The organism is Burkholderia sp. Ac-20365 (genome assembly GCF_017104715.1).
Classification (GTDB): Bacteria; Pseudomonadota; Gammaproteobacteria; order Burkholderiales; family Burkholderiaceae; genus Paraburkholderia.
The window spans coordinates 1-12,226 of sequence record NZ_JAAGPI010000017.1 but is presented as its reverse complement, the minus strand read 5'-3'; the positions used below and the strand labels follow the sequence as shown (position 1 = coordinate 12,226).

Annotated in this window: 10 protein-coding genes and 1 pseudogene; 8 read left to right on the top strand and 3 right to left on the bottom strand. The window is 64.6% G+C overall.

What is annotated here, in order from left to right; translation table 11 throughout:
- Nucleotides 1–45: 45 nt before the first annotated feature.
- A complete protein-coding gene (locus G3O01_RS25395; protein ID WP_205809248.1) occupies nucleotides 46–597 on the top strand; it encodes an NAD(P)H-dependent oxidoreductase in 552 nt (183 codons plus the stop codon).
- Between the two features lie 51 nt (nucleotides 598–648).
- Here the strand turns inward: G3O01_RS25395 and G3O01_RS25390 are convergent, their stop codons facing one another.
- Both G3O01_RS25390 and G3O01_RS25385 read right to left on the bottom strand, forming a co-directional pair.
- Nucleotides 649–1,707, bottom strand: a complete 1,059-nt coding sequence (locus G3O01_RS25390) for a hypothetical protein (RefSeq protein WP_205809246.1) — start codon at nucleotides 1,705–1,707, stop codon at nucleotides 649–651.
- Between the two features lie 193 nt (nucleotides 1,708–1,900).
- On the bottom strand, nucleotides 1,901–4,183 hold the full coding sequence (locus G3O01_RS25385; protein WP_205809245.1) for a hybrid sensor histidine kinase/response regulator: 2,283 nt from the start codon (nucleotides 4,181–4,183) through the stop codon (nucleotides 1,901–1,903).
- 711 nt (nucleotides 4,184–4,894) lie between these two features.
- Between G3O01_RS25385 and G3O01_RS25380 the strand changes: the two genes are divergently transcribed.
- The 3 genes from G3O01_RS25380 to G3O01_RS25370 are packed head-to-tail and all read left to right on the top strand — an operon-like array spanning nucleotide 4,895 to nucleotide 6,814.
- Nucleotides 4,895–5,263, top strand: a complete 369-nt coding sequence (locus G3O01_RS25380; protein ID WP_205809244.1) for a response regulator — start codon at nucleotides 4,895–4,897, stop codon at nucleotides 5,261–5,263.
- Nucleotides 5,256–5,879: a chemotaxis protein CheC gene (locus G3O01_RS25375; RefSeq protein WP_205809243.1), complete on the top strand. Its 624-nt coding sequence runs from the start codon at nucleotides 5,256–5,258 to the stop codon at nucleotides 5,877–5,879. The genes G3O01_RS25380 and G3O01_RS25375 overlap by 8 nt, the downstream gene beginning before the upstream one ends.
- Nucleotides 5,876–6,814, top strand: a complete 939-nt coding sequence (locus G3O01_RS25370; RefSeq protein WP_205809239.1) for a diguanylate cyclase — start codon at nucleotides 5,876–5,878, stop codon at nucleotides 6,812–6,814. The genes G3O01_RS25375 and G3O01_RS25370 overlap by 4 nt, the downstream gene beginning before the upstream one ends.
- A 36-nt stretch (nucleotides 6,815–6,850) precedes the next feature.
- On the opposite strand, the gene G3O01_RS25365 is transcribed toward G3O01_RS25370, so the two are convergent.
- On the bottom strand, nucleotides 6,851–7,273 hold the full coding sequence (locus G3O01_RS25365) for a nuclear transport factor 2 family protein (protein ID WP_205809224.1): 423 nt from the start codon (nucleotides 7,271–7,273) through the stop codon (nucleotides 6,851–6,853).
- Between the two features lie 525 nt (nucleotides 7,274–7,798).
- Between G3O01_RS25365 and hpnD the strand changes: the two genes are divergently transcribed.
- The 4 genes and pseudogenes from hpnD to G3O01_RS25345 all read left to right on the top strand — a co-directional run.
- Nucleotides 7,799–8,647, top strand: a complete 849-nt coding sequence (gene hpnD, locus G3O01_RS25360) for a presqualene diphosphate synthase HpnD (RefSeq protein WP_205809222.1) — start codon at nucleotides 7,799–7,801, stop codon at nucleotides 8,645–8,647.
- Complete coding sequence (gene hpnE, locus G3O01_RS25355; RefSeq protein ID WP_205809220.1) at nucleotides 8,647–9,924, top strand: hydroxysqualene dehydroxylase HpnE; 1,278 nt, start codon at nucleotides 8,647–8,649, stop codon at nucleotides 9,922–9,924. Before hpnD ends, hpnE begins: the two co-directional genes overlap by 1 nt.
- On the top strand, nucleotides 9,921–11,954 hold the full coding sequence (gene shc / locus G3O01_RS25350) for a squalene--hopene cyclase (protein WP_205809219.1): 2,034 nt from the start codon (nucleotides 9,921–9,923) through the stop codon (nucleotides 11,952–11,954). Before hpnE ends, shc begins: the two co-directional genes overlap by 4 nt.
- Nucleotides 11,954–12,226, top strand: a pseudogene (locus tag G3O01_RS25345) (hypothetical protein); the annotation flags it as partial. The gene shc and the pseudogene G3O01_RS25345, both read left to right, overlap by 1 nt.

Genomic DNA, 12,226 nt, shown 5'->3' with positions numbered 1-12,226 from the left:
GTCGCACCCCTTTTGCGCGTTTCGCGCCAACCGAGGAAGGAAGACATGGCCTATCACATTGCAGTGGTCGTCGGCAGCTTGCGCCGCGACTCGACTAATCGGCAGCTTGCCAAGGCGTTGACCTCGCTCGCGCCTTCAGACTTTTCTTTCGAATTTCTCGATATCGGTTCTCTCCCGCTTTATAGCCAGGACTACGACGACGATTTCCCGGAAGTTGCGCGCAACTTTAAGCAACGGATCCAGGCTGCCAACGGGCTGCTGTTCGTCACACCCGAGTACAACCGCTCAATGCCGGGTGTGCTGAAAAACGCGCTCGACTGGGGTTCGCGCCCTTGGGGCCATAGTGTGTGGGGTGGCAAGCCGGGCGCCGTGGTCGGCACGTCGCCGGGCGCGACGGGTACGGCGCTCGCGCAACAGCATCTGCGCAACGTGCTCGCCTATCTCGATGTGCCGACACTCGGTCAGCCTGAGATGTTCATCAAGCACACGGCTGGACAGATCGACGAAAACGGCAACATCGCCAGCGATGACACGCGCAAGTTCCTGCAGAAGTTCGTCGATCGATACGTCGACTGGGTGAAACGGCACGCCGGCTGAACCCACCTCTCGCCAGTAACGCGGCGCCCAACGCAGGGCGCCGCGATCCGATTAGCGATGGCGATGCGGATGTCCCGTCACGCGATCCCACCCGTGCTGCACGGCGGACTTGAAACGCTCCCAACTCCCCACTGTCTTGTCGCGCTCCCAATCCTCACGGACCTCGGGCTCCACCTCATCCCACGATTTGTCCTGGTAACGGATTTCGCGCGCCATCGTCGCACCGTAGTGATAGGCAGGCACGTACTCGTCATAGCGCAGGCCTTCGTGCGCGTACTCCGCGTCGTAATGCTCGCGGAAATCCTCTTCATATTCGAGAAACTCGTCCGGCACCTGTTGCGGCATCGCGCGCGCGGGCGCGGCGGTGTCGGGTGTCATCACGGCGCCCGAGCCCGCGATACCTGCTGACGCAATCGCCGCCGCCGAAGGCGAATCGCCCTCGCGCGCCGCCGGTCGGTTTGCGCCGGTGGGGACGCCATAGTCGGGATACTGGGCCGCGGGCGGCTGCGGTTCCGTCGGCGGCATATCGGGCCGCATGACCGCGCCGGCGCCCGGCGCGCTTGCGGCGGCCAGCGCTTCAGCGGAGAGCTCGTCGACAGGCGGCACGCCGTGCAGCGCGTCCATCCGTGTGCGCGTACGCGCCTCTTCCGCGGCAAGCTGCGCGTCATTCGATGGACGGGCGCCTCGCGTGCCGATGCCGAGTTCGTCGAACACCGAGTGCTCGCGGCCTGCGTCAGGCGCAAGCGGATCGGCGTCGGGTGCCCGTTCGCTCACTTCGATTGCGCCGAGCTTGCTGAGCGAATTGCGCGCGAGTTCCGCATGGGATTCGCTCGCGGCATTCACGGCCACCAGCACGGCACCGCGCCGCACGGCATCCGTGTAGCGCTCGGCTTCGGACGCAGTCGGGCCCGACGTGGCGAACAGACTCGACAAAAACCGTTCGATGTTGGCGATGACGCCGGGCGACTGGGCGGCGGCAGCGTCGGCGGGTGTTTCGGGATTCGCCTGCAACTCGATGTCGGTCGAGGCGAACCCGGTTTGCACGAGCATGTTCCGCGCGCTCTCGGCCTGCGCGTAGTTGGCGAAAAGACCAATCACAGTGTGTCGCATGTCTGCCTCCCGTCGGCTTTCCAGGGGGATGCGGCGGCGCACCGCAGCATCCTCGGTAACGGAAAGCCGCAACGTTCATGCCGGATTCGGAAGGCCGGCGCCAGCGGGATCAGGCCAACGCCATCGGAAGGACTTGCGCGCCAGCTGCATGGCGCGCTTTTACAAATGCCTGGTAATCCCCGGCAAAAGGCGCTCAGCCAGCCGGATGGGTCGGCGTATGGGCAAGATCGCGCTGCAGCGTCTGCAGGTATTTGTCGAGCAGCGCGATATCGAACGGTTTCGACAGTACGCGTGCATCGACGTGACGGGCGCGCTCCAGTTCTTCCGCGTAACCCGTGACGAGAATCACCGGAAGCTTCGTCTCGAAAGCCTGCACACGTTCCGCGAGATCGATGCCGTTCAGCGTGCCCGGCATATGGATATCGGAAATCACGAGATCGAATGGCAGCGGCTCGCCCGTTTCCTTCTGCTGTGCGTGCGCGGCGTCGAAGCGTTCCATCGCGGCGTCGGCGTTGAACACGCAGGTGACTTCGTGACCCATCATCTGTAGCAGCGCTTCCGTACCGGCCGCGACTTCGTCGTTGTCTTCGACGAGCAGAATGCGCAGGCCGTGCGGCGCGCCCGCTTCTTCCGCGACGGGTTCGGCGGGCCGCTCCACTTCCGGCGCCTGCGTGGCGCGCGGCAGATAGAGCCGCACCGACGTACCCGCGCCGATGGCGCTATCGATCGCCGCCAGCCCGCCCGAGCGCTCGCAGAACGCGAACACCTGCGGCAAGCCGAGACCCGTGCCCATGCCTTTCGGCTTGGTCGTGAACAGCGGTTCGAACGCGCGCGACAGCACGTCGGGCGGCATGCCGACGCCGGTATCTTCCAGCGACAGCTGCACGAAATCGCCGGTGATCGGGAAGCCGTCTCCGTGGCGAAAGCTCACGTTGTTCGCGCGCACCGTGTAGCGGCCGCCATTCGGCATCGCATCGCGCGCATTGACGGCAACGTTGATCAGCGCGAGTTCGAGTTCGGCGACATCGACCTGCATCGGCCACACGCCCGTGCCCACATCCATCACCAGCGCGACCTTCGCACCGAGCGACGCGCGCAGCAGATCGCGACAGCCTGGCAACCAGCGTTCGACATCGAGCGTTTCGTTGCGCAGCGGCTGTTTGCGCGCGACGCCGAGCAACTGCCGCGTCAGCGACTGCCCGCTCTTGAGCGCGCGCTCGACGGCGGACAGCTCGCGATCGAACGCCACTGCGCCGCGCCTTCGCACGATCTGCACATTGGCGGAGACGATCATCAGCAGGTTGTTGAAGTCGTGCGCGACGCTGCCCACCAGATTGCCGAGCGCTTCCATCTTGCGCGACTGCCGGTACGCGGATTCGATCGAACGACGCATCGACGCTTCCGCCTGCCAGCGCTCCCACGCCTCTTCTTCCACGCCGAGCCGTTTGAGCGACAGCCAGATCACGCACCACAACACGATGGACGGCACGAACGTCGACAGGATGAGCACGCTCAGATGGCGATACCACGCGGCCCAGATCGCCGACGTCCGATAGCCGACGGCCACATACACGGGATACGAACCGACGCGGCGAAACGCGACGATCAGGCGTTCGTTGTCAGGCGCCGCGCGCACCCGCACGACACCTGCGCGCCTGCCTTCTGCAAGCGCATCGGTGTACGCGTCGCGGCGCGCGGGTTCCTGCGACTTCGAAGGCAGTCCGACGGGATAACGCGCGAGCACGGCAGCGTCGGAGCGCGTGAGAGCCATCGTCATCGGCGAGTCGTTGCCGCCCAGAAGCTCGCGATAGAACGCCGCGAAATAGCTGGGCCGCAACGCCACCGAAACCATGCCCGCGAACCCGCCATCGTCGCCGCGCCGCGCGACGCCCGTATTGAATACGACCTCGCCGGCGACGTGCCCGACCATCACCTTCGACACATGCCCAAGCGCCTGGCCGTCGCGAATACCGACGAAATCCTCCCGCTGGCTGATCGACACGGCGGGCGCAGGATAAAAACGGCTGCTGGCGAGCAGCATGCCGTCGTGACCGAAGATCGACACAGCCGCGACCTGCGGATAGCCGCCGCCCATCGTCTGCAATTTTTCGTGGATCGCGGCTTCGCGCTCGCGGATGCCGTCGTCGTCGAGTCCTTGAACGAGATCGACGACGCGCGCGTCGAGCGCTTCGTTCATGTCGAACACTTTCAGCGCGTGCTCTTCGGCGACGCGCACGGTGCGCAGCGTGACATCGGTGGCGTCGGCTTCGCGCGTGCGCAGATCACTGAACGCCATCGCCGCAACGAACACGCACGGCACGACCACCGCCGCCACCAGCAGCGCGATCAGCGTCATGCGGCGCACGGCAAAATTTTGCTCGGGTACGGCGGGGAATAGCGTTTCGTCCGGCCGCGCGCCGGCGGCTCGTTCTTCGGGGAGGTTCGCGTCGGCGGAATCGTGCCGGTCAGCTGTCATGGCGCAAGCCGCGCGCGCGGCCGGTGAGAGACGAGTGAGTATTCATCATAGGTTCAGTGGACCATCCGTTCGCGCGCAATGCAACAAAGCGGTCGCCGCCGCTGCACGGGCGCGGCCCGGACGCTTTAGTCATACGAGTCCGCGAATCAGCGACGAATCCGGAAGCGCAAACGTACACAAAAGTATAAAGACGATCATTTATCTGACGAATGCTTACGTTTTGACTCAATTCTGACTCAAACGAGTTAAATTCCTTCGACGAAAGCATTCTGGCGAGTTGCCTTTCCGCCGATTTGCTTCGAAAATTGCGTTCAGATAAATAATCAGCCCGCCATGATCGGGCGAATTCCGCGCGAGGGACCGGGCTTTGCACGCGATGCAAGTCTGGGCAGACCCTCGCGGAGACCAGCGGGGCACCACGGAGCCATGAACACCGTCTTGCCACCGCAGCACTATCTACGGGGTAGGCTTCGAACATGCCGGTCATAGCCGTTGTCCATTGCGCGCGCGCTTCAGCGCCCGCGCGCCGCACGCACAGCACCTGGGGACGGGTGCGCCTGTCGCCGTGCCGCCTCGCGTCAGCAACGCTTCTGCCGACCGCTCCCGATTCCCGCCTTGTTGCTGGTGACGCGACTGCGCGAGCGGCCGCTAAAGTTCGTTCAGGTACCGCCGTTAACACGTAAGAGCCCACTCCGTTTCCAGTCTGCCGCCATGTCTTTGCCCATTGTGATCGCCGATGATTCGCTGCTTGCCCGCAAGGTGCTCACGAAAGCATTGCCGGACGGCTGGGACGTCGACATTACCTATGCGTCCAACGGACGCGAAGCGCTCGAGCATTATCGCAAGGGACTTGCGTCGGTGATGTTTCTCGACCTGACGATGCCCGACATGACGGGCTATCAGGTTCTGGAGGCCCTGCAGCACGAGGACCTGAATACCTTCGTGATCGTCGTGTCCGCCGATGTCCAGCCGATGGCAAGGGAACGCGTGCGCGCGCTGGGCGCGATCGCTTTCATCGCCAAGCCCGTGACTACCGAGGCGGTGCTTCCCATCCTCAAGGAGTACGGGTTGTATGTCTGAACCAGTCCTCAACGAAGATCAGCGCGACGCGCTGCAGGAGGTCGCCAATCTGGCGATGGGCCAGGCCGCGACGCGCCTTGCGGTCCTCCTCGATGCGTTTATCGAATTGTCCGTGCCGCGCGTGCGCGTGGTGGCCGTGCGCGAGGCGGCGCAGGCGCTGCGCGAAATGACGGGCATCAACGAGCCCGTCAGTGCCGTGCGACAGGGATTCCGCTCGGATATCAAGGGCGAGGCGCTGGTGATCTGCCGCAGCGGCAGCATCGAGCAGTTGTGCTCGCTGGTGAGCGACCCGTATGCGAAGTCCGCTTACGAAGCGACGACGCAGGAAGAACTGGTGTTCGACGTCGCGAATATCCTGACAGGCGCATGCGTGTCGTGCATTCTCGACCAGCTTGGCCGCACGCCGGTGTTTTCGGCGCCGGGCCTGCTCGGCTCGGCGATGTCGCTCGACGATGTGTTCCAGCCGAACGTGCTCGCGTGGGAAGTCGCGCTGCTGGTCGAAGTGAATTTTGCTTTAGAGGATCAGAGTTTCCGCGCTCACCTCGTGATGCTGATGGCGGAAGACTCGATCCGTCATCTGAGCATGGCGCTGGACGCGCTCCTTTCCAGTATATGAATGTCCCGCTTCCTTCGCTGAGCGACCTGGTTGTCGAACGGGTCGGTTTTGGCATTTTCGTGCTCGACCGTCAGATGAACGTGCTGATGTGGAACCGCTTCATGCACGATCACAGCGGTCTTGCAGCCGAAAAGGTAGTCGGCAAGTCGATTTTCGCAAGCTTTCCGGAATTGCCGCGCGTGTGGCTCACGCGCAAGCTCGAAAGCGTGTTCCAGCTGGGCAGCTTTGCGTTCAGTTCGTGGGAACAGCGCCCGTATCTGTTCAAGTTCGATCACGACCGGCCGATCACAGGCGGCGTCGACTTCATGCAGCAGGACTGCACGTTCATGCCGATCATGCGCGACCGCGAGGTCGAGGCCGTGTGCGTGACGGTGTCGGACGTGACGCACGTGAGCATCATGCAGCGCGAGCGCGAAGAAGCCGTCGCGAAGCTGCAGGAATACGCGGACCGCGACGGGCTGACGGGCATCGCGAACCGCCGCTATTTCGAAGCGCGGCTGCGCGAGGAATACACGCGCTGGCAGCGCTACGGCGGCGAGCTGTCGATCCTGCTGTTCGATCTCGACCACTTCAAGAAGATCAACGACCAGTTCGGCCACGTGGTTGGCGATACCGTGTTGCGCGAGATGGCGCAGCGCGTGTCGCACGTGGTGCGCGCGCAGGATACGTTCGGGCGTTTCGGTGGCGAGGAGTTCGCGCTGCTGTTGCCGTGCACGCCGCTCGAAGATGCGATGCTGGTCGCGGAGAAGATCCGCAATACGATCGGCGACAGGGCTGTCGACGTGCAAGGCGTCGATGTGCCCGTAACGGCGAGTGTCGGCGGCGCGGCCGCGCGGGCGGGTGTGCCCGCCTACGAGGCGCTGATCAACGAGGCGGACGCCGCGCTGTACAGCGCGAAACGGCAAGGACGCAACCGGTCGGTCGCGTTTATCTGAAGACGGGCGGGCGTGCGCCCGCTGTGGCTCATCACTTTACCGGCGGGTCATCCACGATCCGACGACGCGCCACTGGCCGTCGCGGCGGGCGAAGTCGTCCTTGAACGCGAACACCGCTTGCTGACCGTCCGGCGCCATGAACTGACTTTCGCCGATCGCGACAGCGCGGTCGCCATACACGCGAATTTCGAGATCGCGCAGTATCTGCCTGGATCCAGCCGGCGCAGGCGGCGTGCTGAGAACGTCGCGCTTCGACCGCGTGGCGCCTGACGGCATCACGCCGCGATACGAATCGTCGAGTAGCGCCTGCAACGTGTCCCGATCCTGCTGCATGCTCGCCTGGATCCACGTGTTTTCCATCCGGCGGATCATCGCTTCGTCTTCCTGCGACGCGAAACCCGACGCCGAGAAGCCGAAAGCGGCAAGAACGGGCGCGGCACACAGCAGATGCAGTTTCATTTCTCTTCCTTAAAACAGATTCAGATAAATAATCGGATTTATTGATATTTAATATCGATCGCGATTGAATTAATATTCATCATTCGATAATCGGATCAAATGCATTTCAATTGAGCGTCATTCAGAGAATTTGCTCATTGGCTTGCTGCAAGCGGCTTCCGAGGCTCTCGCGTGTTGCGCACCGCCTCGCCATGTGTCAAAAGATAATCTGAATCTGTTTAGATGTATTTCGGATGAGTCTTAATTTGAGATAAGAGGTGATCGATTTTCGACAATCGTCGAATAAGAAATCTGTGTCTTTTTGTTTATCCGGCATCGGGCTTCTGCTCGCGTACGCCGCAGTGGCGGTCCACACCCGGGCGACCGCCGTTCCTGCGTCGCCTATGAAAGGTTGGTATACTTTTGCCCGTTTTCCGGTCTTTCCGGCCGGTGTTTCGCGCGTGTCCGCGCGCGCGGGCGGCTTGCCCCCTGCGGGTAGGCATGACTTCTTGATCGCCCCGTCGGGGTGTCTCAGCGGAGATCGTCTTGGCCGTTTCCAATCTCGTCGTGGACGACACACAAACTGACGCAGCTGCCGCGAGTTCCGGCAGCTCGTTTTATCTCGCGATGCGCATCTTGCCGCCTGCGCAACGCGATGCGATGTATCAGGTGTACGCGTTCTGCCGCGCCGTCGACGATATCGCCGACAGCGACCTGCCGCGCGCCGAGCGCGCCGCGGGTCTCGAGCGCTGGCGCGCGGACATCGATGCGTGCTACGCAGGCTCGCCGCGCGCGTCGCTGCTCGAGCTGACCCGGCACATCCACACGTTTCATCTGCAGCGCGAAGACTTCCACGCGATGATCGACGGCATGGCAATGGACGCCGCCGCCGACATCTGCGCGCCCGACGAAGCCACGCTCGATCTGTACTGCGATCGCGTCGCGAGCGCTGCCGGACGGCTATCGGTGAGGATTTTCGGGATGCAGGAACAGCCCGGTATCGAGCTGTCGCACCATCTGGGCCGCGCGCTGCAACTGACGAATATCCTGCGCGACATCGACGAAGACGCGGGCATCAACCGCTGCTATCTGCCGTACGAGCTGCTCGCACGGGAAGGCATCGCGGCGACGAATCCGCTCACGATCGCCGACGATCCGTCGCTGCCGCGCGTGTGCGCGACGCTCGCCGAGCGCGCGAAGCAGCATTTCGCCGCTTCCGACGCGATCATGGACGCGCAGCCGCGCGCGCACGTCAAGGCGCCGCGCATCATGTCGGGCGTGTACCGCTTGCTGCTCGAGCGCACGCTGGAACGCGGCTTCGACATTCCGCGCACGAAAGTCAGCAAGCCGAAGCTGCGGATGCTGGCAATCGTGGCGCGCTACGCTTTCTTTTGATGCGAAAGCTGGTTCACGTGATCGGCGCAGGGCTGGCCGGTCTGGCCGCCGCCGTGCAACTGCAACGGCGCGGCGCGCAGGTCGTGTTGTACGAAGCAGCAGAGCAGGCAGGCGGCCGCTGCCGCACGTACTATGACCGGGCGCTCGCTGCGACGGTCGACAGCGGTAATCATCTGGTGCTGTCGGGCCAGCAGGCCACGTTGAACTACGTGCGCGCGATCGGTTCCGCCGACGAACTCGTCGGGCCGACGCAACCCGAATACCCGTTCGTCGATCTCGCAACGAACCAGCGCTGGACGGTCCGCATGTCGGCGGGACGTTTTCCGGCGTGGATTTTCGAAGCTGCCGCGCGCGCGCCCGACACGCAATGGACCGACTACCTGTTCGTCGTGCCGCTGCTGCTGGCCAAACCCGGCCGCACCGTCGCGCAGACGATGCGCAGCAACGGACCGCTGTGGGATCGCATGCTGCGTCCGCTGCTGCTGGCCATGACGAACACGGAGCCGCGCAATGCGACGGCGGAACTGGTCAGCGCGGCGCTGCGCGACACCTTTGCCGCGGGCGGGCCGTCCAGCCGGCCGCTGATCGCGCGCAACGGTTTGGGTTCTGCCTTCGTCGAACCGGCGCTTCGGCTGTTGCAGCATGGCGGCGCGGCGATCCGGCTCGGTGCGCGGGTCGATGCACTGGAGTTCACCGAAGAAGGCGCGCAAAGCCGTGTCGCCGCGCTGCGCCTCGACGGTGACGAGCGCATCGAAATCGGTGTGAACGAGGCCGTCGTGCTTGCCGTGACGCCCGACGTCGCGCAGGCGCTAGTGCCCGGTGTGGCGGCGCCGCGCCGTTTTTCAGCCGTGGTGACGGCCCATTTCGCCGTCGAGCCGCCGCTTGGCCATCCGCCGCTGATGGGTCTCGTCAACGCGAGCGCAAGCTGGCTGATCGCGTCGGATGGACGTCTGTCGGTGACGGTCTATGACGCTGGAAAACTCACCGATACCCCGCGCGAAGACCTCGCGCGCAAGCTGTGGGCCGATGTTGCACAAGTGACGGGCTTGTCGGCCGATCTGCCGCTGAAGTGGCAAGTAACCGTCGAGCCGCACGCGACCTTCGCCGCGCAGCCCGACGACGAGATGCGCCGCCCGGCCGCGCGCACTCGCTGGAATAACCTGATGCTCGCGGGCGACTGGACGGCAACCGGTCTGCCGCCGGGCATCGAAGGCGCGATCCGCTCCGGCCAGAAGGCCGCGGATACGCTATTGAACGAACCGATGGAACGCCGATGAACGATTTATTCACGACCCAGACGCTGGGCGACGCACTGCCTCAAACGCTGATCGACGATCACGCTCCCGTGGCCGCCGCGCTGGCGACGGGCGCCGCACCCGTCGACGCGCTCGACGCCGCCGTCACGCGCGCGACGGACGCGATCCTCGCCGCACAAAAGGACGACGGCCACTGGGTCTACGAACTCGAAGCCGACGCGACGATTCCCGCCGAATACGTGCTGCTCGTCCACTACCTCGGCGAAACGCCGAACGTCGAGCTGGAACAGAAGATCGCGCGCTATCTGCGCCGTATCCAGATGGCCGACGGCGGCTGGCCGCTCTTCACCGACGGCGCGATGGACGTCAGCGCGAGCGTGAAGGCGTACTTCGCGCTGAAGATGATCGGCGACGCGGAAGACGCCGAACACATGGTCCGCGCGCGCGAGTGCATTCTCGCGAACGGCGGCGCGGAAGCTGCGAACGTGTTCACGCGCATCCTGCTCGCGCTGTTCGGCGTCGTCACGTGGTACGCAGTGCCGATGATGCCCGTCGAAATCATGCTGCTGCCGAAGTGGTTCCCGTTCCATCTGTCGAAGGTGTCGTACTGGGCGCGTACCGTGATCGTGCCGCTGCTGGTGCTGAACGCGAAACGGCCCGTGGCGCGCAATCCGCGCCGCGTGCGGATCGACGAACTGTTCCGTGGCGCGCCCGTCACGACGGGGCCACGTCCGCGCGCGGGCCATCAGAGCAAGGCTTGGTTCGCGTTCTTCCGCGCGGTGGACGGCGTGCTGCGCGTGACAGACGGTCTGTTCCCGAAGGCCTCGCGCGAGCGCGCGATCAAGGCTGCCGTCAGTTTTGTGGATGAACGTCTGAACGGCGAAGACGGCCTCGGCGCGATTTTCCCGGCGATGGCGAACTCCGTGATGATGTACGACGTGCTCGGCTATCCCGCCGATCACCCGAATCGCGCGATCGCACGCAAATCGATCGAGAAACTGCTCGTTATCCACGAAGACGAAGCGTATTGCCAGCCGTGCCTTTCGCCCGTGTGGGATACGTCGCTCGCGGCGCACGCGCTGCTCGAAACGGGCGATGCGCGTGCGGAAGAGGCGGCTGAGCGCGGTCTCGCATGGCTGCGTCCGCTGCAGATTCTGGACGTGCGCGGCGACTGGATTTCGCGCCGTCCCGACGTGCGTCCGGGCGGCTGGGCGTTCCAGTACAACAACGCGCATTACCCCGACGTCGACGATACGGCGGTGGTCGCGGCGGCCATGCATCGCTCGGCAGGGCTGACGAAATCGGATGTCGACGCGAACGCGATTTCGCGCGCCCGCGAATGGGTGGTCGGCATGCAGAGCAGCGACGGCGGCTGGGGCGCGTTCGAGCCGGAAAACACGCAGTATTACCTGAACAACATCCCGTTCTCCGATCACGGCGCCCTGCTCGATCCGCCGACGGCCGACGTCTCCGGCCGCTGCCTGTCGATGCTCGCGCAACTCGGCGAAATGCCCGCGACCAGCGAGCCGGCGCGCCGCGCTTACGACTATCTGCTGAAAGAGCAGGAAGACGACGGCAGCTGGTACGGCCGCTGGGGCATGAACTTCATCTATGGCACGTGGACGGCGCTGTGCGCGCTGAACGCAGCGGGCATCTCGCATGACGACGCGCGCGTGAAGCGCGCCGCGCAGTGGCTCGTGTCGATCCAGAACGCCGACGGCGGCTGGGGCGAAGACGGCACCAGCTACAAGCTCGACTATCGCGGCTACGAAAAGGCGCCGAGCATTCCGTCGCAGACGGCGTGGGCGCTGCTCGGGCTGATGGCGGTCGGCTATGTCGATCATCCGGCGGTCGCGCGCGGTATCGAATACCTGCAGAGCGAGCAGCGCGATCACGGCCTGTGGGACGAAGCGCGCTTTTCGGCGACGGGCTTCCCGCGCGTGTTCTATCTGCGCTACCACGGCTATCGCAAGTTCTTCCCGCTGTGGGCGCTCGCGCGCTATCGCAACCTGAAGCGCTCCGGCGAAAAGCGCGTCGCGTTCGGCCTGTGATGGCGGCCCGCCCTGATCTGATGAACGCGAAACTGCCCGTCATCGCCGTGACGGGCATGGCGTTCGAAGCGCGTATCGCGCGCGGCAACGGCGTCGAAGCAGTGTTCGCGGCGCGCGCCGATCTGCTCGAACGCGCGCTGAACGCCGCGATTGCGCGCGGCTGCTCGGGCATCATCAGCTTCGGCACGGCCGGCGGTCTCGCGCCCGATCTGGCGCCGGGCACGCTGATCGTCGCGAGCAGCGTGCATAGCCCGCTGGGCGTCGGCGAAACA

Bases quoted from the DNA above. Each gene is read 5' to 3' on its own strand.
- G3O01_RS25385 (WP_205809245.1), bottom strand. From the start codon at position 4,183: ATGACAGCTGACCGGCACGATTCCGCCGACGCGAACCTCCCCGAAGAA.
- G3O01_RS25395 (WP_205809248.1), top strand. From the start codon at position 46: ATGGCCTATCACATTGCAGTGGTCGTCGGCAGCTTGCGCCGCGACTCG.
- shc (WP_205809219.1), top strand. From the start codon at position 9,921: ATGAACGATTTATTCACGACCCAGACGCTGGGCGACGCACTGCCTCAA.
- G3O01_RS25365 (WP_205809224.1), bottom strand. From the start codon at position 7,273: ATGAAACTGCATCTGCTGTGTGCCGCGCCCGTTCTTGCCGCTTTCGGC.
- G3O01_RS25390 (WP_205809246.1), bottom strand. From the start codon at position 1,707: ATGCGACACACTGTGATTGGTCTTTTCGCCAACTACGCGCAGGCCGAG.
- G3O01_RS25380 (WP_205809244.1), top strand. From the start codon at position 4,895: ATGTCTTTGCCCATTGTGATCGCCGATGATTCGCTGCTTGCCCGCAAG.
- G3O01_RS25370 (WP_205809239.1), top strand. From the start codon at position 5,876: ATGAATGTCCCGCTTCCTTCGCTGAGCGACCTGGTTGTCGAACGGGTC.
- G3O01_RS25375 (WP_205809243.1), top strand. From the start codon at position 5,256: ATGTCTGAACCAGTCCTCAACGAAGATCAGCGCGACGCGCTGCAGGAG.
- hpnE (WP_205809220.1), top strand. From the start codon at position 8,647: ATGCGAAAGCTGGTTCACGTGATCGGCGCAGGGCTGGCCGGTCTGGCC.